This is a genomic window from Runella defluvii, assembly GCF_014195535.1.
GTDB classification, from domain to species: domain Bacteria; phylum Bacteroidota; class Bacteroidia; order Cytophagales; family Spirosomataceae; genus Runella; species Runella defluvii.
Genome location: NZ_JACIBY010000003.1, coordinates 144,491 through 167,177, shown reverse-complemented (window position 1 = coordinate 167,177; position 22,687 = coordinate 144,491). Strand labels below are relative to the sequence as shown.

Below are 22,687 nucleotides of genomic sequence, written 5' to 3'. Positions count from 1 at the left end.
CGAAAATTCAAATCACAACTTTATGCACCTCGACATCACGAAAGCACAAGCATTGCAAGAATACCTACAGGCAAAAGGATGGCTCAAAGAGAACGAACCTATTTTTAGCCTTGAAATCCCTGGCGAAGGTAACATGAATTATACGCTTCGGGTTCGGACGCACGACCGTACGCTTATTATCAAACAAGCGCGGCCTTACGTTGAGAAATACCCCCAAATTTCGGCTCCTTGCGAGCGTGCGGTGATTGAGGCTCATTTTTACGAGAAAATCCAAGAATTTGCTTCCATCCAAACCTTCATGCCTGCCCTGATTGGGGTAGATGAAAGTGCCTGTATTCTTACGTTGGAGGACTTAGGGACGTCGAGCGATTATACGTTTTTGTACCAACCTCAGCAAAAGCTGTCGATGGTTGAAGCCGAAGCATTGGCGCATTTTTTGGCCATGTTGCACCAACTAACCTGGAAAGAAACCCTCGACGGGACGTTTGCCAACCGTGCCATGCGGGTACTTAACCATGAACATATTTTTAAGTTTCCCTTCGTGGAAAACAACGGGTTTGACCTCGATTCGCTCCATGACGGATTTCAGATGATTTCGATGGCCTATAAAGTTGACCCGTATTTGAAAAAGAAAGTGGAAGAACTGGGTCAGGTGTATTTGTCGGACGGGCACAGCTTGCTGCACGGCGATTTTTACCCAGGCAGTTGGCTAAAAACCGATTCTGGTCTGAAAGTGATTGACCCCGAGTTTTGTTTTTATGGCTGTCCTGAATTTGATTTGGGTGTACTCACGGCCCATCTGATGTTGGCCAAACAAGACGAAGACACCATTCGTAAAGTGTATCAAGCCTACGGTGCGGTAAAAAATCCACAGTTGGTTGATCAATTTACGGGCGTCGAAATCATGCGGCGTTTGCTCGGTTTGGCCCAATTACCCCTCTCATTGAGTCTGCTCGACAAAGAAGAACTGCTCGAAACGGCCTATGAAATGATTATGAAATAGGCACCCGAAACGGGGACGTTAGAGCGTCCCCGCAGCTTTTTTATAGCGCACATGGGCAATCAAAAATTGATACACACTGTTCAAATAATTGGTTTCGGCGTTCTGAAGGCTGTATTCGGTATTTTTCAAATCGGCCAACAACAACGTTCCTTTTTCGTAGCGAAAGCGGTCGGTTTCTAAAATTTGTTGCGCTAACGCTACGTTTTTCTTCGTGTCCAGCACATTGGCCTTTTCTTGGGTCAGAACTGTCGTTGTGTTGGTAATTTCGTATTCAAAATCTCCTTTTATTTTATCAATTGTATTGCGATTTACTTGCGTTTTCAACGCATATTCGTTGCGCAAAAGGGCCGTTTGTTTACCGTCATACAGGGGAATGTTTAGCTTCAAACCTACGTAATTGAACGGAAACCACGTTCCCGACGAAAACGGATTAAATTTGTCATTAAGCTGGAGTGCGGTGTAGTTTCCGTAAGCACTTACCAACGGTGCCAGCCGTGATTTTTGCTTTTGCTGAAGTAATTCATTCACCCGCAACGCCGATTGCTCTTGCTTTAGCTCAGGGCGAGTATCAAGCGCCGTTTCTGGGGTTGTATTTTCCGAAGTGGCCAACACTTTTTCCAAGGTTTCGGTTAGCTCTACCGAGGTTTGTTTTAAACCAATTTGGTACAACAGGTACGCCTGATTCACTTTTAAATCTTGTTTTGCCTTCGTCAGCGCCGTTTGAGCGTTGTTAACATCCAATTGCAGGCGCTCAAAATCGTTTTTCAGAATCGTCCCTTTTTCCCACTTCGTTTTCCCCGACTCCCAATACGCTTGCGCCCGAACAACCGCTTTTTCGGCCAGCGCAATTCTTTCTTGATTGAACAAAACGGCGTAATAAGCTTCCATAACGGCCTGTTTTATGTCTATTTTTTGTTTTTCAAGCGTAATTTTTTGGCCTTCCACCGTTTCAGAGTTTATCAATCGGTCATACTTGCTAGCCGCATCATAGACTTTTTGCTCGGCCGAAAGTCCCACATTATTGTTAAACGGAACACCTAACACCAATTTGACGTCTTGGCCGTTGGCAAAAGGGGCATTTTTAAAAACCGAGGTTTGAAGTTGGGTATTCCAACGCATATCTGCCGAGGCGTTGACTTGCGGAAGCCATTTTGCCCGAAGTTTAGCCTCTTCTCCTTCCACAATTCGCAGTTGAAGTTGTTGGTTTTTCAGTTCGAGGCGATTATCAATGGCCATTTTTAAGGCGTCATCAAGCGACAGTTTTTGAGCATTTACAGCCATAGGCAACAGCCCAATTCCTAATAAAAAAAACGCGATTTTCTTCATAACAATTAGGTTCTAAATACTTGGGCGGGTTCCATTTTCGTGATTTTACGCATGGCAAACAAACTCCCCAACACGGCGATGAACAGGGTTACGCCAATGAGAAAAAGGATGAGATACGGCGTAATTTTGATGTTAAGGCTGGTTTTGGTGACATTGACAAAGCCCCGCAGCAAGACGTAGGCTATGACAAAACCGACTGTCGAATAAATAACGGCTTGCCATAAAATCAGTTGGCGGATGATTCCGTTGGTTCCTCCAATGGCTTTGAGCGTGCCGTAATCTTTCAATCGGTCGTTGACGGCCGAAAACATCGTTAGACCCACAATGGCAAAGCCTGTGATGATGGCAAAAACGACCAACAAACCGAAGGAAGCGACAATGCCACTATTGAGCGCAAAGTATTTGAGACTTTCTTGGGTAAACGCTTCGCCGTCGCGGGCTTTCACCCCCAAAATCTCTTTGTTGATGTTGTTGACGACTTGTTGGTGCGTAAAACCTGCCTCGGCTTCCACCAAAAACGCCGATGCTTGGTTGGTAGATATTCGGCACAACTTACGGGCACGTTCAACCGTTGTAAAGCCATAGGCCACGCCTAACCCTTTAGCACTTCGGGTGTTTCCACTCAAAAAAACGCGGGAACCGTTGAACTCAAAATGGTCGCCAATTTTGATTTTTTTGGAAGAAATGGGGTCGTATTCGTCCGTAATGAGAGCACCTTCTTGCTGTAAATCTTCCAAATTTCCTTTGACAAAATTCCACGGCCCACCCGCGTGGCGCGGCGATTGAGTACCAATGAGCGTAATGGGCGTTTTGGTACCATCCTTAAACTTGGCGCTGCCTGCGGCCACCACCATCGTATTGACGCGCTTCACGCCCGCCACACTCATTAGCTCCCGCGAGACACGCATATCCAACAGCGGCAAATCACTGACTTGCTGACTTTTATCGCTCACAACCCAAATGTATTGCTTGTTGTTTTCGGCCAAAGAAATAGTGCCGCCCAACAAGGCAAAACAAATACCCAGTTGTTGTCCAATCAGAAACACCGAGAGAATGATACCAAACAAAATCCCAAACATTTTGGCTTTGTCGTACCACATGAACTTAAACGCCTCTTTGAGCATGGTAGGTCAGGTTTATTGGAGAAGAATGAGACAATCAACTCGGCTGCCAATCAACGGCATTTTTCCCGCCTCCAATCGAATGGACACGTCCCGAACGCGGCGGTCTTCTTGTTCGGTCGCTTGATCTTTAAACAGCGATTTTTGTTTCAGATACGCAGCGGCGTAGCTCACCTTTCCCTGCGCCAAGGTGTCGCCCGTGGTTTGGGATAAAATGTAGGCTTTCTGCCCTACTTGAACCCGTTCGGCGTAGAGTTCATCCACTTCGGTTTTGGCATACAACGGCCCTGACGGCGCAAAATCGGCGATTTGGGAGTCGTTATTGACGTATTCACCAACTTTGACCAACACTTTCAGGATTTTTCCAGAAAGCAGCGCCAACACTTTTTTCTTTTCTAAAACCGTTTGGTAATAGTTTAAATCAGCCTTCGATTCCCCAATGCGACTTTGGGCTTGCCGAACGTTGGCCTCGGCCGTCTCACTATCTTTCAGTAACTTATCTACCGTCGCTTTGCTATCATCCACGGCTTGTTTGGTTTGGGCGTTGCCTTTGAACAAATCCACGTTACGGGTGTAGTTTTCTTGGGCATTGGCCAAACTGACCCGCAATCCCTCAAGGGTGGCTTGGTTGGCAGCCAAGGTGGCTTGGAGCGTTGCAATCTTGCTTTGTGACTGGCGAAGTTGGGCGTTTTCCACGGCTACTTCCACGCGCAACAGAGGTTGTCCTTTTGTGACCGAATCGTTTTCGTCGATAAGCACCTCCAGAACGCGGCCTGTTGTACCTGCCGTTAGACTCATAAGTCCATCTTCTGGCTCAATTCTCGCCACCCCCAAAATCTGGTCTTTGGTCGAAGGAAGTGCCACCGAATCGACCTTGGCTACTTTTTCTTCCGAGTCCGATTTTTTACCACATCCCCACCAAAGTGGGAGGCAAAAAAGCAACAACCATTCTTTTTTGACTTTCTTTATTTCCACGTGTGTAAGTTGTTAAGATTAAAGCGGATTCAAAATAGCAGTAAGTAACTGTTAATCATACTAATTAAGTAATAAAACAAAAGTTTTAGAGTAATTCAAAGTAGCCTCGGTAGAGGCGCAACATTTGTAATAACAACAGGTGTTTTTTTAATTTTTGCCAACTACTTAACGGTTAACAAATAACGATTAACTGTTTATCAGCCCTTAACGTTCGTTAATTCAATGGGAATCACTTGTCCATTTTTCACCTCAACAGCACGATCGGCGTACTGTTGCAAGCGCGGGTCGTGGGTGACAACAGCAACCGACTTCCCTTGACGAGCCAGCGTCTGTAATTCTTTCATCACTACCCCCAACGAATCTTTGTCGAGCGATGCCGTAGGTTCATCACACAAAATCATTTTAGGGTTTGTTACCAAAGCCCGAGCAATGGCAATGCGCTGTTGTTGGCCACCAGATAACGCTTTGGGTAAATTTTTACGGCGTTCTATCATTCCTACCGTTTCAAGGGCTTTTTGAACTCGTTTTTTTCGTTCGCTGCTGTCCAAACCGAGTAATTTTAGCGGTAGCTCAACGTTTTCTTCGGCTGTAAGTGGTGCTAAAAGATTGAAGCTTTGGAAGACAAAACCAATGGTTTCCAACCGAAGACGGGCTAATTTGGTGGCGTTCAAGGAATTAATATGCTGCCCATCCACCCACAAATCGCCGTAGCTTGGATAAATGACACACCCCAACAGAGAAAGCAAGGTGGTTTTACCCGAACCAGAAGGGCCAATAATCAAGGTAAGCTCTCCTTCATGCAGCTGAAAATCACTCGCTTGAAGGGCTACAATTGTTTGATCACCCGTTTTGTATTCTTTTCCCGCACCTTTGAGTTCGGCGATGAGCTTTTTCTGATTCATGTTTTCTAAAAAAGTACGATATTGTAATTTATATAAAATACTACAACAACATCGTATTTTTCATACAACTGAGAAGGTTTGAATTTTGTTAGAAAAAAATTAAAATTTAATCTTCAAAAAACGGTGAAGGCAATCGTGAATTAGGTCAAATAAAAAGACTTCCCACTTCGGCCAACATAGCCTTAGTAGGAAGTCTCCAGCAAGCAGTTGAAACTACTTGGTTTACATATCCATCATCAAACGAAGCTGGGCGGCTCCGTTTTGGTCATCCAACACTTGTACAGAAATACTATTTTCTTTAAAGGCGTTTCTGTCGATGGCAATTGTGAACGAATGAATGCCTTTGGCCAATTCACCCGAGATACCCGTTGACGACATTTTCATCGGTTTGGCATCCACCCAAGCCGATACTCCCGTGACTGAGTTCAGCGCTAATTCAACGTTTCCTTTGTTGACTACTTCCAAATTGAAACGGACAAAACTAAAACGCTTTCCAGCACCGCCTTCCACCACTGGTAGTTCATCGAGCGGCAAATTGCCCGATACTTTACTGTAAATCGGCATGTTTATGACCTTTCCTTTGTCCTTTGCCACAAACAAACCTCCTTCTTCTGTTACTTTTCGGGTCAGCTCTTTGCTTCCCATGGCAGTATTCCAACGGCGAACAAAGCGGGAAGTAGGAACGCGGTATTGCCCACCCATTTTTGATAAAAACCCAATCAAATCCACAAATTCTTTCTTGTCAAGCCCCGCCGTCAAGCTCGCTGGCATCAACGAACCTGGTGTTTTTTCGATGGTTGAGATTTGATTTTTAGCCATTGATATTTCCTGTCCTGCAACATCCCGCACCACTACTTCAGTATTGCCATTGCTCACCAAATAGGCCATCATTTCACTGCCATCTTTTTTCACAATTCGCTGCAATTCATAGCCTTCTTTGATCGAAAGCGTAGGATACAACACCGAACGAATGATGGTTTCAACGGGCGAACTTGTGCCCAAACTACTCAAATCGGGTCCAATTCGTCCTCCAGCTCCGCCAATGGCGTGGCACGTTTGGCACAACAATTCAGTCTTTCTAAAGACTTTTTCGCCCAAGGCGGGGTCAGCCGTTTCGACCACCGTTTTGGCCAAGGCCGTTATTTCGCGGTCGTTGAGTTGTTGGGGCATTTTTTCGACGGGCAATGTACCGCCCGACGCCTCCAGCGCTTTTTCCAGTTGGACCACATCATCGGCACGGCGACGAGTCCAAGGAATATTTCGCCCCATCAATTGGCGGCCTGCCTTGGCAAAATTTTCAGGAATTTTTCGCGTATTAATGGCTTCTGACAAAGCCTCTGTCGCCGTTTTGGTCGCAAAAAACGCTTTAAACAACTCAGTTACATCCGTTTCAGCGGGAACAGTCCGCATCAAGTCTGTCCCAATTTTGGCCGCTTCGTTGGCATCCAGCCCCACCAGTTGCGTCACTGACATTACCCGTAGCTCGGGAGAATTTTTAGTCCCTGTTAAGTCGATGAGCATTTTTTTTGATTTTTCGCTGCCCATCGCCGATAAAGCCACCAATGCTGCCTTTTTGACGGGTTTTTCGCCTTGTTGAATCAACCCCAACAATTGCTCACTCAGTTCTTCCATTTTCCACAGCCCAATCAACCGAATCGCCGTGGTCGAGACGGCTTCTTCGTCACTCTTTATAAAATCCACAATTCTACCCAATCCATTGGTAGGTTGTATTTTTCGTTGCTGTGCTGCCTCCGCCAACGCTCCTAGCCGCGCCGCCGTTTGTTTGTCGCGTGCAGCGTTACCTTGAACCGCCATATCAAACAAGGTAGTTAAGTCACCAGCTTTCCCCCATTTTGTAATCGCCGACAACGCATCCTTTTGATATTCTTCGGGCACTTGTCCTTTCTGATACAATTGGGTCAAGCGGGCTACCGCTTCTGGGTTGTTGACTGATTTTAGGGCAAAAGATGTCTTCTTGGAGTCACCCATAAAGTTGGAATCTGTTTTTAAGCGACTCAACCACTGAGGCTCCAATTCGCGTACGGTTTCCCACAGTGCAAAATCCAAAAATTCATCCATTGAGTTGTCCAATACGGTCAAAGCCGTTTGCGCTGCTTCGGCAGATTTTAGCTTTCTCAAGGCAATTACGGCCTCCAATCGAACCCGAGGATGGGCGTCTTTTACGGCGTTTGCCAATAGTCCTGCCTCGTCTTTTATTTTACCATGCCACAACTGAAAGGCCCGAATCGCCGCTGCACGGGCGTTGTGGTTTTCAGCTTTGAGAAGAGTCAACAAAACCGACTCATTGACGGTATCCAACGTTTGATACGTCCACAACGCCTCCAACAACAAATGCTCGTAATTGGGGTCTTTTTTATCCAATTTACTCACCCATTGCTCAAGGGCAGGAATCACCTCCTTCGCTCCACGGCTTTTGAGGACTTGTTTGGCTTGAAGCCGTGTCCAATCTTCGGGCTGGCGAAGCGCCTCCAAGAGTTCATTTACCGAAGCTTTGGTCAGTTGTGGTTTCTTTACCAACGGACGATTCTTCGCCACAATCCGCCAAATCCGTCCGTGTTCTTGGTCGCGGCGTGGGTCATGGAAATCCACTTCTCCGTGCTGGATAATGGGGTTATACCAGTCAGCAACGTAAATAGCGCCGTCGGGCCCTACCGAAATATCCACGGGACGAAACGCTACATTATCGGTCCAAAGCAGGTCTTCCACTTGTTTAGAAACAAACCCGCTACCTTGTTCTTCCAATTTAAAACGGTTGATGCGATTGGCACGAAAATCATTGGTAATCAACGAACCCGCCCACGATTCGGGCAAGTGTCGTCCTGAAATAATATCCAAGCCGCTGTGCTTAGGTTGGCCTGGGTTAAGCCCTCTTAAAATACGTTCAGCACCAGGTGCCGTCACAAACGTAGCGCCAGGAAAGGCGTAGTTAATTCCCTCATTTCCCGCCCCATCGGTCAAGAATGACGAACCCCAACGCGAGAACTGCAAGCCCCACGGATTGATAAGCCCTTTGGCATAAATATCGAGGTCGAGTTGTTGAGGGCGCAGTTGCCACACTCCTCCCCCTTCCAAACGCTTAATTCCAGAGGGCGTTTCTACGTGGCTATAGATATATATGGATTGGTTAAAATACATGCTTCCTTCGGGTCCCCAGCGGAAGGTGTGAATCAAATGGTGCGTATCGGCAGTTCCGAATCCGCTCAAAATACGTCTTCTTTTATCCGCCTTCCCATCTCCATCGGTATCGGCAAAGTGCAAAATTTCGGTCGAGTTGGCTACATAAACGCCACCATCTCCTGGCAAAATACCCGTGGGAGTAAGAAGTCCTTCGGCAAAAATGGTTGACTTATCCGCCTTGCCATCCCCATCGGTGTCTTCCAACACAAACACTTTGTCGTTGGCTTGTTCACCCGTTTTTAAGTGAGGATAGGCAGTGCTACTTACCACCCAGAGACGCCCTTCTGCATCCCAGTTCATCTGAATGGGCTTTGCAACCAATGGCTCGGCCGCAAAGAGGGTCACTTCAAAACCATCGGCTACTTTAAACGATTCGAGTTCTTTTTGAACATCAGGGTTTGGAACATCCCAGTTTTTATCTTGATTTACCAAAGCCGTCGTCAAAATAACAACGGGCAGAAGTAAGGTTTTTCGCAACAACGAAATAGTTTTATTGATTGTAGTACGTTGCATAATCGAAGTTCACTGTTTGGGGTTTTCAGGTTGGGGTTTTGAGTGTACTGTTTGGGGTTTTCTGTTTAGGGTTTCGGGTTTTCTATTTTTTCCCAGGTTGAACGCATTAAAAATAAAAAGTGACTATTTATTGCTCCAGAGGAGCCAAATCTTCGTAGAAAGAAATAATTAGAAAATGTTTCGCCTCTCCGAGGCTGTTTTTTTAAAATGCTTTTAACCTGATTTTTCCCAATAACCAATCACAAATAACCAATACCTACTTCAAAAGGGTTAATTGATAAGTAACTGGTTTAGGTTGGTTGGCAGTGGCAATTTGAGCTTCTAGCCACGTAATAAGGTAATTTTGCTCCTCCAATCCTTTTTTATGTCGCCCTTGCTCGTACGAACGAAAGCCCAAAATGTACGTTTGATTCAAGGGGCGGTATTGGTAAAAAAAGAGTTCTTCCTTTTTAACAATGTTCTTTTTCAGTTCTTCGGCTTGGACAAAGGCAGCTCCTTGTCGAATAACAACGCCCTCTTCCCATTGTTTTGCCGACGCTACCGCAATCACTTCATTTTCGGACGTTAGTGTGTAAAAACCTTTCTTCAGTCCTTTGATGCTTAGCTTTCGACCGTTATCAACCATGATGGTTTTGCCATCCTCTTGCGGGGCTGGTAGAGGAAAATACGTCTCTTTCACCACAAAACTTGTGGATTCTTTTGCTTGACTTAACAGTTGGGTGGGCACATTCGACTCCACCGTATTTTTAGATACGTCCAACGTAATACCTTCGTTTCGGGCGATCCACCCCAGCCCTTTTTCCAAAAAAGTAGCCAAATGGTAATAGCCCGTCGCATTAAGGTGAACACCGTTTTCCGTAATCATGGACTGTTTACTTGCTTCCAAAATGGGTTTAAATACGTTGATAAAACGCTTGTTACGGGCTTTCGCAATTTGCTCAATGACCGAACCATACGTCTCTAACGCACTGTTTTTTTGTGAAACACTTTCAGAAGGTGATACTAAGAGAGGTATGGGCGAAACCAGAATTGTTTTAGCCCCCAACTGGTCAATTTTATCAATGAGTTGATTAAGACCTTGTTTAAAACGTGGCAAGCCCTCCTCTCCTTCCTGCGCTTCGATGCCCCCATAAGCGACAAAAACCACCGTGGGCTTTGCCTCCGTTATTTGTTGCATCAAAAGCTCGTAGGGCGTTGGCGGCGTTGTTACGTAGCTCCTCGCGTCACCAAACACATTGTCACCCGACCAACCAATGTTTCGGAAAGTCAAGTTTCGGTTGGGCCAGCGGGTCGTCAGGGCTAGTTCCAAATAACCAAATTGGACGTCGTTTTCAATCAACGAATTTCCAACAAAAAGTACCCTATCACCATTCTCAAAAGCGAAGGGTGCCGTAAGGTCCGTTTTTGGCTGGGAAAAAACGTGGGTACAAAAACCAACAATAAAGAGGAAACAATAAAAAGTAAGTGAATTAGACAGCTTACACATGGATAAAGGGTTTGTGAGGAAAGTGAATAAAACTCAATTTGTAGATAGATGATTGGTTGGTGCGTTGGTTGGCAGGTTGAAGTTTAGCCAAACCTATTATAAAGAGTCACTTTTTGCCAAAAATTACCTACTTGGTCGCCTAGATTTTCAAAAAATGAAGAAAATTCTCCTTATTTATGACATTGTTTGGCAATTAGCTTCATTTACAATTAACAAATAACGGTCAACCGACTTAGTACACATGATGAAATATTGGTTCTTCCAACTCCTTTTTGTCATTGCCGCAAACGCCCAGGAGCCATACGTGGTGGTATTGGGGACTGCACAAGACGGCGGTTATCCTCAAGCAGGTTGCAATAAAGCCTGTTGTAGAGCAGTTTGGGAAAAGAAATTGGCGTTTGAGGCCGTCTCTTGCATCGCCTTGGTAGATCCCAATACGGGACAACGTTGGATTTTTGACGCTACCCCTGATTTCAAAATTCAACTTGAAGCGCTTAAAACCACTTCCCAAAACGCGAACAACGACTTGTCAGGAATTTTTCTGACCCATGCCCACATCGGACATTATACAGGACTAATGGATCTCGGTCGAGAAGTAATGGGTGCCAAATCGGTACCCGTTTACGCCATGCCCCGAATGAAAACTTACTTGGAATCAAATGGGCCGTGGAGCCAATTGGTACAACTGGAGAATATTAAACTTCAACCATTGCAAGAGGATATACTTATTGAACTAAATGACCGCCTAAAAGTAAGAGCATTTAGAGTGCCTCACCGTGATGAATTTTCAGAAACGGTCGGGTTTGAAATAATTGGCCCTCAAAAGCGACTGGTCTTTATACCCGACATCGACAAGTGGCAAAAATGGAACCAATCCCTCGAAACACTCGTCCAAAACGTTGACTATGCACTTTTGGACGGTACTTTCTACAAAGATGGCGAAATCAATCGTCCCATGAGTGAGGTTCCCCACCCTTTTGTTACTGAAACAATTTCCCTTTTGAAGCACCTCCCAATATCCCAAAAAAAGAAAGTACATTTTATTCATTTAAACCATACCAATCCGCTACTTCAACGAACGTCACCCGAATACCAAGAGATACTAAAAGACGGATTTCAAGTAACGCATACCCAGCAATCCTTCAAACTGTAATTTCAGCCGAAAAGACGCCATAACAATCTATGGATTTTAGGGATTTATAAACTTTTTTAAGTATTAGTTCACTATTTGTCATTTTTTTTAGTGTTTTTTTGACACACTTCTTGCTATTTTCACAAATATCATTTTATCTTTACACCCAAGTTCAGAGAAATCTAAGAGCCAACAAAAAAAAACACGTATCGAGAGAACTTTTTACCTCAGTCATGAATTCAGTTTTTACGAGATTTAGTACAGTAGCTGTGCTGATTTTTTTAGCTACACTTTCTCGGATTTTACCTCATCCATTTAACTTTACTCCCATTGGAGCAATTGCCTTGTTTGGTGCTGCTCAGTTTAGTCGTAAAGTTTATGCTTTCATGATTCCGATGGTAGCCATGCTTTTGAGTGACGTACTCATTGGCTCACCTTCTCTCCCCACTTACGTTTCTTTTGTTATCATTTCCGCATTTGGTCTTTTCTTTTTGAAAAAAGTTACTTATGGACGCGTTGTCGTGGCTAGTTTGGTAGCTTCTATTTCGTTCTTTTTAATTACGAATTTCTTTGTTTGGTTTCAAGGTTCAATGTATCCACAAACGTGGGCGGGTCTTGTAGCGTGCTATACTGCGGGTTTAGCATTTTACCAACAAACCTTTTGGGGAAATTTATTCCTCAACACCGTCATGGGTGACTTCTTTTACAATGCTGTTCTTTTTGGAAGTTACTACGGTATTCAACGATTGACATTCAAGCCTTCTATGGCGTAAAATATTTGTTTTCATGGCTGTTAATAGGTAGATAAATAGCCCCGATATTCGGGGCTATTTTCTTTTTATCGGAGGCAACCGTTCACTTCTTCCTTGTAAGCCTCCCGTATGCAAAACTACCATTTGGGTTCCTGATTTAAAAAAACCTTCTTTCGCTAATTCCACCAGTCCATACATCATTTTAGCGGTGTAAACTTGTTCAAGTGGTATGCCCGTCTGCGTTTCAAAGTCGCGGATAAAATCCAGCAGTGTGTCGTTCATTTTTCCATAACCTCCAAAGTGATATTTTTCTATCACCTTCAGACGTCCTGTGGGTTGGGGAATATGCGTTAAAATCAACTGCGCAGCCTCTTCTGACGAAATTTTCAAACTAGGAAAAACCAATACCTCGTTCTCAAAGACAGATAGAATACCCGCTGCCGTTCCACCCGTGCCCAGCGCAGTACAGAAATAATCGATCTTTCCTCCAAGCTGATTTTTCACTTCTTCTACCATTTCCGCAACCCCTGGTACGGCCAACTGATTTGAGCCGCCTTCGGAAATCACAAAAGCATCTCTGCCGTAAAAGTGAGCCAATGTTTCTTTATCTCGATAGGCTGTTCGGCCTACAAAATGTAGTTTCATCCCGCACTTGGCCGCAAACTGCAACGTTGGGTTTGAGTCAGGACGAAGTTCTTCACCGCGAATGATACCGATGGTGTCAAAATCCAGCGCCTTCCCCGCAGCTGCTACGGCTGCGATGTGATTTGAAAATGCACCACCAAACGTAAGCAATGTTTGAAAGCCATTTTTTTCGGCCTCAATCAAATTATATTTTAGCTTCCGCCACTTATTTCCCGAAATGTAAGCATGAATTAAATCATCACGTTTGATGTAAACGCGTAAACCTAGCTCTATAAAAATAGGGGCTTCAACGATTTGAATAGGCGTTTGGGCGGTGTTCTCCCAAAATCTGACGACTTTACTCACAATAACAATTTCCTTTTTACGTACATTTGCTTAAATCAATACCCAAGTTTTATCAACTTTTATCATTCCCCAAACAACTATGAAAAAAATAATTTTGAGCCTGATGATGTTTGGCGTTGTTGGCGCTGCTTCAGCCCAAGAAACTCCCTCGGCAGATGCCATCCTTGACAAATACCTAGCTGCCATCGGCGGCAAAGAGGCCCTTTCCAAAATCGAAGACATTTCTATTAGTACCGTTGCCGAAACCCAACGCGGCTCGATGGAGTCGGAAGTGAAATTTAAAAAAGGCAATAAATTCAGCAGCGTCGTGTACATGATGGGCAATGAGGTTATGCGCCAAACTTGCGATGGGACAAAAGTAGCCATTACTTCTGGTTTTGGAGGTAATACCAACTCTAGTACACTCGAAGGCAAAGACGCCGCAGGCGCCATTTTACAAGCTGCTCCTTTCCCAGAATTACTTTATGCTGAATTTAACGTTCAAAAAACAGTGGTTGGCAAAGAAGCAGTCAATGGCAAAGATGCGTGGAAAGTGGAATTTGCCATTCCTGAGGGAAGAAAATGGAACGATTTCTTTGACGTAGAGACGGGTCTTAAAGTGAAAAGAGCTGGCTCGGGTGAAGGTCAAAGAGGCCCTCGTCCTGATGGTCAAGGCGGTGGTCAGCGTCCAGGAGGGCAACGCCCCGAAGGTGGCGGCGGACAGGGTGGCCAAGGCGGCGGCCGTGGTGGAATGATGGGCGGTGGAATGATGAACGCGGCCCTCAGCGACTACAAAGAAATCAAAGATGGCAATGGTGTTAAAATCCCTTACGTCCGCGAACAAGGTAACGGACAGTTCTCTTCAAAAGCAGAAGTGACGTCGGTCAAAGTAAACAAAGGCATCAAAGACAACAACTTCGTGATTAAATAAAATCACTCTTTCTTGAAATGTAGCGTATTGATAAGGTATTCTTTTTCGGTGACTCTCATCAAAATATATACCTGAAACGAATTACCATTAAGTGCCTGATACGTTGCTGTACAATAACGAACTTTAGAAGCCGTCCCCTGAAAGCCATATTTAAAGTCTTTCGGGGGATATTTTTTAAAGAAGTTTTTCAAAATCAATTCTGCCTGCCCATCACGAACGCGCCGAAACTCAACGTGTTCGGCATCAATGACTAAGTCCAAATTTTTCTCAAAATGCACCGCAAGATTGTGGGCATTTCCGCTTTTTATCGAGCCTTTTATTTTTTCGGCGATTTCAAGCTCGCGGGCTGCCTTTTCGGCAATAAAGCCACTAAAAATACACCCAACTACTAACGTCAAGAAAATAATTTGCAGGGTTCTCATTGCGAAAGCGTAAATTTGTTTTTTGATTTCAATAAGTTCTTGGCTAAAATTGTGCCAAACTCGTTCGTCTCACAAAAAACAGATTATTCCTTTTTCGCTGTGCAGAATCCAATACTTTCACTCGACCAAACCCACCAAAAAATAAAGCGAATTGCGTTTGAAATTTACGAACGTAACCTCGAAGAAACCAACGTTGTCCTTGCTGGAATTGTGGGCGAAGGCTATACCATGGCTGGTCTTTTAACCAACTACCTGCGGGAGATTTCGCCTTTGAACATTACGTTGATGAAAATTGACCTAAACAAAGAGCAGCCCCATACCAGCCCTGTTCATTTTGACATAGACAAAGAAGCGCTCAACGGCAAAGTAATCATTGTGGTGGACGATGTGCTAAACACAGGTCGTACGCTTGCCTACAGTCTTTCGCCGTTTTTAGGTGTTTCTGTCAAACGGGTACAAGTAGCGGTCATGGTCAATCGGGCACATCACTCCTTTCCCATTTCGGCCGATTATGTCGGTTATGCCCTCAGCACTACCCTCAACGAGCACATTCGGGTGAAGCTTTCTGAGCCTGAAGCAGGCGTATATTTAAGTTAATAAGAGGGGTAGCCCCCTCTTATTCATAAATAATGGCAGTACCATTGGCGCTTACCATAAGCATGGTACCACTACCACCGATGGTTTGATAGTCTAAATCAACCCCAATGATGGCATTAGCGCCTAGGCGTTGGGCTTGTTCAATCATTTCTTTGAGGGCAATACTCTTCGCTTCGCGCAAGCCCTGTTCGTACGCCCCCGAGCGTCCGCCTACGATGTCACTAATGCCTGCAAAAAAGTCTTTTACAAAATTGGCACCTATGATGGCCTCGCCGTTGACCAAACCGATGTACTGAGTAATTTTTTTACCCTCAATGTTGTTGGTAGTTGTTATGAGCATATCAAAAGCGGTGAGAATGTTAAATATTGGGCACAATAGTAGTCATAATGGGATAAATCGGCGGTACAATCTAGGAACAACGGTCTTGGGAATGTACCAACGACTTAAAACCTCCATGAAAATATTGGGATATGTGCTTTCTAAATAGTGGTTCCTCCATCGACGGTATAAATGCCTCCTGTGCAGTATCCCGACGCATCCGAAGCTAAATACAAAACCAACGAAGCCACTTCTTCTACTGTCCCCATGCGGGCAATGGGCAATCGTTTTGTAAAATGCGCCAATGTTTTTTCATCTTGCCACAATGCCTGACTGAACTTTGTCTTGATAAGCCCTGGCGCGACGGCATTTACGCGGATTCCGTCGGCGCCCCATTCTTTTGCCAATACTTTGGTAAGCATATTGATGGAGGCTTTACTCACGCTATAAATCCCCAAACCTGGATCGGGCGTTTCGCCAGCAATGCTACTAATATTGATAATGCTCCCTCCGCCTCTCAGTTTCATGACGGGATACACCAATTTTGATAGTTGAAAGGGTGCTTTTACGTTGATGTCCATGATTTTGTCATAGGCATTGTCGGGGCAATCTACGGTGGGGCCATAATAAGGATTGGCAGCCGCGTTGTTGACCAGAATATCAATTCCGCCATACACTTCAACCGTTTTATCAAATAAGTGCTTTGTTTGTGCTTCGTCTCCCATTCTTGCCTCTATGGCCGTAACTTCGCCCCCCGTTTTACGAATGTCTTCCGCCAATTCGTCGAGGTCTGCTTGCCGCCTACTACTGATCACGACTTTTGCGCCAAATTGCGCCAAATACCGCGCAATTTGCTCGCCAATTCCTTTACTTGCTCCCGTAATGAGTGCTACTTTACCTGTCAATTGAAAAAGTTGGTTGTCAGCCATTTTGGTTGTTTCTTTAGTAATTGGTGAATGAAATTAGGCAGTTAAAAGTCCGCCATCGAGGACGAGGGTGTGTCCTGTCATAAACGATGATGAAGCCGAGGCTGCGTACAAAATTGCGTCAGCGATTTCTTCTGGTTTTCCAAATCGCTTCATCGGAATGGCATTCTGGAGTGCTTCTAAGTAATTGGTATCGTCGTTGATAATCGCATTTTCGAGCATGGGCGTCAACGTAAAGGCTGGGCAAATGGCATTGACCCGGATTCCGTGTTTGGCAAATTCGAGGGCAGCCGAACGCGTCATGCCTACTACGGCATGTTTACTGGCCGAATAACCAATGTGCCCCGCAAATCCACCCAAACCCGCCACCGACGCAATATTGACGATGTTGCCTCTCTTTTTACTCAAAAAATGGGGTAAAACGGCTTGCATACAATAAAAAAGGCCGTTAACGTTGACATCCAACACTTTTTGAAAGTCGTCAATCGGATATTTTTCGGTACGAGCGCGTGGCCCAACAACACCCGCACTATTGACCAATACATCAATATTCCCAAAATAGGAAATACAATCGCTAATCATACGCTGTACATCTTCTACGTCGGTGACATCAATACGGGCAAAAGTCGCCGCGGCACCCATTCCCGTAAGTTCTTCCACGAGTTCGTCCCCTGCTTTTTCTGACAGGTCGGCAAGGAATAATTTAGCACCTTCGCGAGCAAAAGCCAATGCCGCCGACCGCCCAATGCCAGAACATCCTCCCGTAATAATCACTACTTGATCTTTGAAATTCATTGAATGAAAAATAAGTTAAATTAAGGGTTTTTGAAAAAAGTATCGGTTGTTAAAACTAGGATTATGACGCTTTAAACATCTTTTTTGACTTTCTAGCTAATCTTTACCAGAAGCTCAAAGAATACACCTAATTTTACGGCACGCATTTTGGTTATTTTTTTGATGTAAAACAAATAATTCACCCATTCCCTTTTGCTACTCAAATTTTGCGCATTTGTATGATGGACTCCCAGCAACCTAACGAGACCGAAGGATTACCACCTTTCATTAAAAGTTGGCGCCAAATGTACCGCATTGTCATTGGTACCTTATTAGTACTTATGGTGCTTTTTTACGTAATGATGAAGTATTTCGAATAATATTCCCAGATTTCTAAACCTTTCACTTTCCACCTAATCCCTCCTGCCAATGAGTTTTATTGACTGGATTGTCTTAATTGGTACCCTCAGTTTTATTATTATTTACGGTATTTACCGAAGCCGTGGCAAGCAAAACATCGATGATTATCTTATTGCAGGTCAATCGCTGCCTTGGTACCACGTATGCTTTTCCGTAATGGCTACACAAGCGAGTGCGATTACTTTTTTATCTGCCCCAGGCCAAGGCTTTGCCGACGGAATGCGCTTTGTTCAGTTTTATTTTGGGCTTCCACTGGCGATGGTCGTGCTAAGTATCACTTTTGTCCCTATTTTTCACCGACTCAAAGTGTTTACTGCCTACGAATTTCTCGAAACTAGGTTTGATGGTCGAGTTCGGATTTTTACCGTTATCCTATTTTTATTATCGCGCGGACTTTCAACGGGGCTTTCCATTTATGCTCCTTCCATCATTTTAGCCACTATTTTAGGCTGGGATTTAACTTGGACCAATATTTTGATGGGCTCGTTGGTACTTATTTATACCGTTACGGGCGGCACAAAAGCCATTTCTCACACCCACTTACAGCAAATGATTATTGTAACCATGGCCATGTTTGTGGCAGGTTACATGGTTGTTCATCTGTTGCCTAGTGACATTGGTTTTGTGGATGCGCTCAAGATTGCGGGTAAAGCAGGACGTCTTAACACCATTGATTTTCATTTTGATCCCAATAGCCGTTATAATATTTGGTCGGGTCTGATTGGAGGTTTCTTTTTGCAACTATCGTATTTTGGCACTGACCAATCACAAGTAGGCCGCTACCTCACGGGAGAGTCCATCGGGCAAAGTCGCATGGGTCTCGTAATGAATGGTTTGTTAAAAATCCCGATGCAATTCCTGATTTTGCTCGTTGGCGTGCTCGTTTTTGTCTATTATCAATACAATCCCGCCCCGTTGTTTTTTAACAAAGTAGAAACTGACAAACTCAGAAATAGCGAATACGCCGCCGATTACCAATCGTTGGAAGAGAAACATTCATTGGCCGTGAGCAGTCAACGGGCAGCCGTCGATGGTTTGGCCAAAGCATTGGATTCCAAAGACGAAACTTCGATTGCCCATTGGCAAGAAGCGTTGAAAGAATCGGACGACACCCAAAAACAGCTTAAAAAAGACGCGGTTTCCTTAATTAAGAAAAACAACCCAACCGCCGATACCAGCGATGTGAATTACGTATTCTTACGATTCGTACTCGACCGCCTCCCCATTGGACTGATTGGTTTATTAATTGCCGTCATTTTTAGTGCGTCAATGGGTTCTATTGCCGCTGCCTACAACTCCTTGGCCTCTACCACAGTTGTAGATTTGTACAAACGCGTCTATAAAACCGATGCCAATGACAATCATTATTTGATGGCAACCCGCATTTCTACCATTGGATGGGGCATTTTTTGCATTTTTGTGGCGCAATATGCCAGCAAATTGGGAAGCATGATTGAGGCCGTCAATATTCTTGGTTCACTTTTCTACGGCGTTATTTTAGGGATATTCTTAGTCGCGTTTTACTTCAAAAACATTGGTGGAAAAGCTACTTTTTGGGGAGCAATTGTGGCCGAAATCGGCGTAGTTCTGTGTTGGTGGTATGATTTAATGGCGTTTTTATGGCTCAACGTCGTCGGATGCGTACTCGTTATTGCTTTTGCGTGGTTAATTCAAAAAATTAAGCCTGCCAATGCCTAATTATCACTCTCCGTTCTGACCGAAAATAGTCGCTTCAACCAGCCCATTTTTTCTTCTTTTTCTTCTTTTTTTGCTTGTTCGTCTAAGTCAAAATGCGAGAAATCAGAAAGGATGGGCTGGCCTGCATCCACCCAACACGTAAACCAAAAATCCGCCACCATTTTAACCGAAGCACGCATTTGCCGTTCTACTTGGCGGTTTAGCAGCTGGTGGTACCGTTCCGAAAACTCCCTCGAATAGGTCTTTACTATCACCCCATTACGATCTTCCAATACGTATTTTTGTTCAGGTCGAAATTTCGCCGACAACTCCCGCTCAAACCGTAGGACACTGTCCAATCCTGCATTGGCATTGCGGACAGCCTGCCAAGCGCGATGGGCAACTTTATGTTCATACATAGCCGCACCCACAAACATATCATAACTTTCCCCGTACAATTCTGCCACCCTCGACTCCCAAAAGGCATGAATCCCTTCCTGACCCGTCATTTGTCCGTTGTAATTGCGGGTTGTGTGCAGGGGTACGTTGGCGTCGGCAATATAATGCCCCAAATCTGCCGCTACCCGTAAGATACGACGGGGATTTTTTTGACGAAATGCTTCCGTAAGCTGAAATTTGTATTGCTGGATTGCCCAAGGGACAGTACCATTGAGCGCCAGCGTATCTTCGCCGTATTTTTCAACCGCCTCTTTCCAGTAGTAAGGAAGTTTGTACAATGCGCTATCTCCATACGCCTCTGCGTCAATATAATGGCGTGGGGCCTCTCCCACTACGGCGTAGCGCCTTTTGTCGGGATTGACCGCATTTTCAGTCAAGTAGTTGATTTGTGTTTTGAAAAACACTTGCATTTCGGGAGGAAGGCTAAAAACCGCGAGACGGTTGATGCGCTGGTGCGCCCAAAAACCCCACTTTATTTTACCACAAAAGCCACCAATTGGGATATTCAGCAATAACAGAAGAAAAATTAGTGTAAATATTTTCCGAATTAAACATAGATTACAGGGGTGCACCCCAAATTTTATTTGGTATTTGTTCTTTACACAAAAGTGTAATATCGTATTTTTTATCCTCAAAAACCGAAATAAAACCATTTTTGAACTGTAAAATGGCGTAAAATAAGTTTTTGAATTAAGTAATTGGCTGAGTATTTTTTGCAGAATCATCGATTTAATCTTCAAATTTTTACTGAGACGATGAATAAGGTTGTATCGTCACTTTTAATACAGTCGTAATTTGATTTGGCAAAAAGCAAAAAATACAGAATTGTTTATATTTTTAATAAAAAAAGTACAATTTTTAAATTTCGTTCGTTATCTTTGCATCGTATTCAAAATCAGACGTGAAAACTGAAGTTTAAAAATCAACTTATTACCAAAATGAACAAGAAGAAGTTTTTCGGATATATCAAACCAGTATTTGGCCTTTGTGTATTTATGCTCATCATTTACGGAGCCTACACGCCAAGTCAGAATGCAGAGATTCAAAAAATCGTTTGCATTAAATTTAAAGCCGACGCAAGTGCCGCCGACATTGAGCGCCACATGAATGAATTTGCTCAGCTCCGCCGTGAGATTCACCAAATGGTTGCTTACTCAGGTGGTAAAACGTTGAGCGTGGCAGGAAGCTCAGAATATGATGCGATGCACTATCTTACTTTCCGCACAAAGGATGACATTTTGACGTTCCAAAATCACCCTAAATACCAAGAGTTTGTAAAAAACAACCAAGCATCTTGGGAAAAAGAATTGGTGATTGACGCAAGCATTGCTAAATAGTTTTTCTCAAAAAACTCCCCAACAAAAAAGCCTCGGCGTTGCCGAGGCTTTTTTGTTGGGGACGGGGCAGGATTACCCTGCCACCTTACCCATCACGTATAACTCTTCCAAATGAGGCGTCGGATTGCCTCCCTTCTTTTCGAGCGTGACCGCAAATGCTTCTGCTTGTCCCGTCGTTTTCATTTTTTGGAAGGCAGTACTTACATCAAACACGCCTAAATCAACTGGCTTTCCTTCCACCAACGCCCAAAGTTGATATTGTTTGTCGGCACTAGGAGTAGGCAATGACAAAACACTTAACTGAACTTCCTGCGTTTTAGGATTCCACACAACCCGCACCGAACTACTAGGTGATTTCTCTACCCCTTTCAAAGTCACAAACTGGTTATTGGCATCATTTAATTGCGCAATTTGCGTTGTTTGTACTTTTATTTCGGTCTGTTGTTGTGCCACCGTTGTAGAAAGTGTATCCAAACGAGCGTTGAAGTACACCACCGAGCCAACCAAAGCTGCTACTGAAGCCGCCGCTACCCATCCCCATTGAAAGGAATTTCCGCGCGAATTAAGCGGTAAAACGGGCACATTATCTTCTTCCTCCTCAACAAGTTGTTCCACCTGTGTTTCAGGTTCATCGTCTGCAAAGGTGAGCTGTGCCATAATTTTACTTTTCAATGCAGCTGGAGCAGCCACTTTGTTGGCAAAAGCAAATCGTTCTATTGTATCGCTGAGACTATCTAACTCAGTCCTTATTTCGGGGTAAATTTTAGATAGGCAATCCACTTCCCTCCGTTCCTGTTCAGAAACGTTCCCTGAAAGATAGTCTTCTAGGATACCTGATTCTATGTATTCTTTAACGTTAATCATGCACCAAAAAATTTTCTTAAATCCCTAAGAGCACTTCGCACACGCGTTTTTACCGTCCCAAGCGGCATGTCTAGCCTTTGGGCTGCCTCTTCGTGCGTGTAGCCTCCCCAATACACCATTTCTATCAGCGTTTGCTGCTCCGGTTTTAGTTGCGACACCACTTCTTTAAGTTCGTTGTTGTTAATTTCCTCATATATTGATTGACCTTGTTCTACAGTATATACGGCTGTATCTATGTCTTGGATTTCGAGGCGATTAACTCGCAAATAATCTATCGACGTATTTCGTGCGATATTGAGCATCCAGGTAAACAAACGCCCTTTGCTTGAGTCGTATTGGGCAATGTTCTTCCAAATTTTGACGAAGATTTCTTGCAACAAATCTTGTGCAGTTTCTTCAATGCGAACCACCTTTAAGATAACCCCGTACAGTGCGTCGGAGTAATTATCATAAAGGTAATTGAAAGCTTTGCGATCTTGCCTTCGCAACAGTTCCAATAGTTCGCTCTCATTCAATTTAGGCGTTTTTAATCCCATATAAAAAAGTTAAACCACTTGAGAATAGACAGTATTTACAAGTAAACA

At 44.2% G+C, this 22,687-nt stretch carries 21 protein-coding genes; 7 read left to right on the top strand and 14 right to left on the bottom strand.

What is annotated here, in order from left to right; all coding sequences use genetic code 11:
• Positions 1-22 precede the first annotated feature (22 nt).
• Complete coding sequence (locus FHS57_RS08320; protein WP_183972446.1) at positions 23-1,003, top strand: phosphotransferase; 981 nt, start codon at positions 23-25, stop codon at positions 1,001-1,003.
• An 18-nt stretch (positions 1,004-1,021) separates the two neighbouring features.
• Here the strand turns inward: FHS57_RS08320 and FHS57_RS08315 are convergent, their stop codons facing one another.
• From FHS57_RS08315 to FHS57_RS08290, 6 genes are all read right to left on the bottom strand, one after another.
• A complete protein-coding gene (locus FHS57_RS08315) occupies positions 1,022-2,329 on the bottom strand; it encodes a TolC family protein (RefSeq protein WP_183972444.1) in 1,308 nt (435 codons plus the stop codon).
• A gap of 5 nt (positions 2,330-2,334) precedes the next feature.
• Complete coding sequence (locus FHS57_RS08310; protein ID WP_183972442.1) at positions 2,335-3,453, bottom strand: ABC transporter permease; 1,119 nt, start codon at positions 3,451-3,453, stop codon at positions 2,335-2,337.
• 12 nt (positions 3,454-3,465) lie between these two features.
• A complete protein-coding gene (locus tag FHS57_RS08305) occupies positions 3,466-4,425 on the bottom strand; it encodes an HlyD family secretion protein (protein ID WP_310586981.1) in 960 nt (319 codons plus the stop codon).
• 197 nt (positions 4,426-4,622) lie between these two features.
• Positions 4,623-5,327 (bottom strand): ABC transporter ATP-binding protein, encoded by a 705-nt coding sequence (locus tag FHS57_RS08300; protein ID WP_183972440.1) that lies wholly within the window; start codon positions 5,325-5,327, stop codon positions 4,623-4,625.
• Between the two features lie 222 nt (positions 5,328-5,549).
• Positions 5,550-9,038 (bottom strand): PVC-type heme-binding CxxCH protein, encoded by a 3,489-nt coding sequence (locus FHS57_RS08295; protein ID WP_183972438.1) that lies wholly within the window; start codon positions 9,036-9,038, stop codon positions 5,550-5,552.
• A gap of 256 nt (positions 9,039-9,294) precedes the next feature.
• The gene (locus FHS57_RS08290) at positions 9,295-10,524 is read right to left on the bottom strand and encodes a GDSL-type esterase/lipase family protein (RefSeq protein WP_183972436.1); all 1,230 of its coding nucleotides are present in this window, start codon (positions 10,522-10,524) and stop codon (positions 9,295-9,297) included.
• A gap of 241 nt (positions 10,525-10,765) precedes the next feature.
• Here FHS57_RS08290 and FHS57_RS08285 point away from each other — a divergent pair, with 241 nt between their 5' ends.
• Both FHS57_RS08285 and FHS57_RS08280 read left to right on the top strand, forming a co-directional pair.
• Positions 10,766-11,677, top strand: coding sequence for an MBL fold metallo-hydrolase (locus tag FHS57_RS08285; protein ID WP_229601288.1), 912 nt, complete (start codon positions 10,766-10,768; stop codon positions 11,675-11,677).
• A 212-nt stretch (positions 11,678-11,889) separates the two neighbouring features.
• Positions 11,890-12,429, top strand: coding sequence for a DUF6580 family putative transport protein (locus FHS57_RS08280; RefSeq protein WP_183972434.1), 540 nt, complete (start codon positions 11,890-11,892; stop codon positions 12,427-12,429).
• A 54-nt stretch (positions 12,430-12,483) separates the two neighbouring features.
• Here the strand turns inward: FHS57_RS08280 and FHS57_RS08275 are convergent, their stop codons facing one another.
• Positions 12,484-13,398 (bottom strand): 1-aminocyclopropane-1-carboxylate deaminase/D-cysteine desulfhydrase, encoded by a 915-nt coding sequence (locus FHS57_RS08275; protein ID WP_183972432.1) that lies wholly within the window; start codon positions 13,396-13,398, stop codon positions 12,484-12,486.
• A gap of 79 nt (positions 13,399-13,477) precedes the next feature.
• On the opposite strand from FHS57_RS08275, the gene FHS57_RS08270 reads away from it, so the two are divergent.
• On the top strand, positions 13,478-14,308 hold the full coding sequence (locus FHS57_RS08270) for a DUF2059 domain-containing protein (RefSeq protein ID WP_183972430.1): 831 nt from the start codon (positions 13,478-13,480) through the stop codon (positions 14,306-14,308).
• Positions 14,309-14,310: 2 nt separating this feature from the next.
• Here the strand turns inward: FHS57_RS08270 and FHS57_RS08265 are convergent, their stop codons facing one another.
• Positions 14,311-14,730, bottom strand: coding sequence for a DUF4783 domain-containing protein (locus tag FHS57_RS08265; protein ID WP_183972428.1), 420 nt, complete (start codon positions 14,728-14,730; stop codon positions 14,311-14,313).
• A 99-nt stretch (positions 14,731-14,829) separates the two neighbouring features.
• Between FHS57_RS08265 and FHS57_RS08260 the strand changes: the two genes are divergently transcribed.
• Positions 14,830-15,327, top strand: a complete 498-nt coding sequence (locus tag FHS57_RS08260; protein ID WP_122934342.1) for a phosphoribosyltransferase family protein — start codon at positions 14,830-14,832, stop codon at positions 15,325-15,327.
• Positions 15,328-15,346: 19 nt separating this feature from the next.
• Here the strand turns inward: FHS57_RS08260 and FHS57_RS08255 are convergent, their stop codons facing one another.
• From FHS57_RS08255 to FHS57_RS08245, 3 genes are all read right to left on the bottom strand, one after another.
• Positions 15,347-15,667, bottom strand: a complete 321-nt coding sequence (locus FHS57_RS08255) for a YbjQ family protein (RefSeq protein WP_028525734.1) — start codon at positions 15,665-15,667, stop codon at positions 15,347-15,349.
• 140 nt (positions 15,668-15,807) lie between these two features.
• Positions 15,808-16,575 (bottom strand): SDR family NAD(P)-dependent oxidoreductase, encoded by a 768-nt coding sequence (locus FHS57_RS08250; protein WP_028525735.1) that lies wholly within the window; start codon positions 16,573-16,575, stop codon positions 15,808-15,810.
• Positions 16,576-16,608: 33 nt separating this feature from the next.
• Positions 16,609-17,367, bottom strand: coding sequence for an SDR family NAD(P)-dependent oxidoreductase (locus tag FHS57_RS08245; RefSeq protein ID WP_183972426.1), 759 nt, complete (start codon positions 17,365-17,367; stop codon positions 16,609-16,611).
• A gap of 408 nt (positions 17,368-17,775) precedes the next feature.
• Here FHS57_RS08245 and FHS57_RS08240 point away from each other — a divergent pair, with 408 nt between their 5' ends.
• The gene (locus FHS57_RS08240) at positions 17,776-19,464 is read left to right on the top strand and encodes a sodium:solute symporter family protein (RefSeq protein WP_183972424.1); all 1,689 of its coding nucleotides are present in this window, start codon (positions 17,776-17,778) and stop codon (positions 19,462-19,464) included.
• Here the strand turns inward: FHS57_RS08240 and FHS57_RS08235 are convergent.
• Positions 19,461-20,414: a zinc dependent phospholipase C family protein gene (locus FHS57_RS08235; RefSeq protein WP_229601287.1), complete on the bottom strand. Its 954-nt coding sequence runs from the start codon at positions 20,412-20,414 to the stop codon at positions 19,461-19,463. The two genes, FHS57_RS08240 and FHS57_RS08235, sit on opposite strands and share 4 nt — an antisense overlap.
• A gap of 426 nt (positions 20,415-20,840) precedes the next feature.
• On the opposite strand from FHS57_RS08235, the gene FHS57_RS08230 reads away from it, so the two are divergent.
• Positions 20,841-21,239, top strand: a complete 399-nt coding sequence (locus tag FHS57_RS08230; protein WP_028525739.1) for a Dabb family protein — start codon at positions 20,841-20,843, stop codon at positions 21,237-21,239.
• A 72-nt stretch (positions 21,240-21,311) separates the two neighbouring features.
• Here FHS57_RS08230 and FHS57_RS08225 read toward each other — a convergent pair whose 3' ends face one another.
• Together FHS57_RS08225 and FHS57_RS08220 are read right to left on the bottom strand one after the other, a co-directional pair.
• Entirely contained in the window at positions 21,312-22,103 is a 792-nt protein-coding gene (locus FHS57_RS08225; protein WP_183972423.1) for an anti-sigma factor, read from the bottom strand.
• Complete coding sequence (locus FHS57_RS08220; protein ID WP_183972421.1) at positions 22,100-22,639, bottom strand: RNA polymerase sigma factor; 540 nt, start codon at positions 22,637-22,639, stop codon at positions 22,100-22,102. The genes FHS57_RS08225 and FHS57_RS08220 overlap by 4 nt, the downstream gene beginning before the upstream one ends.
• Positions 22,640-22,687: the final 48 nt, after the last annotated feature.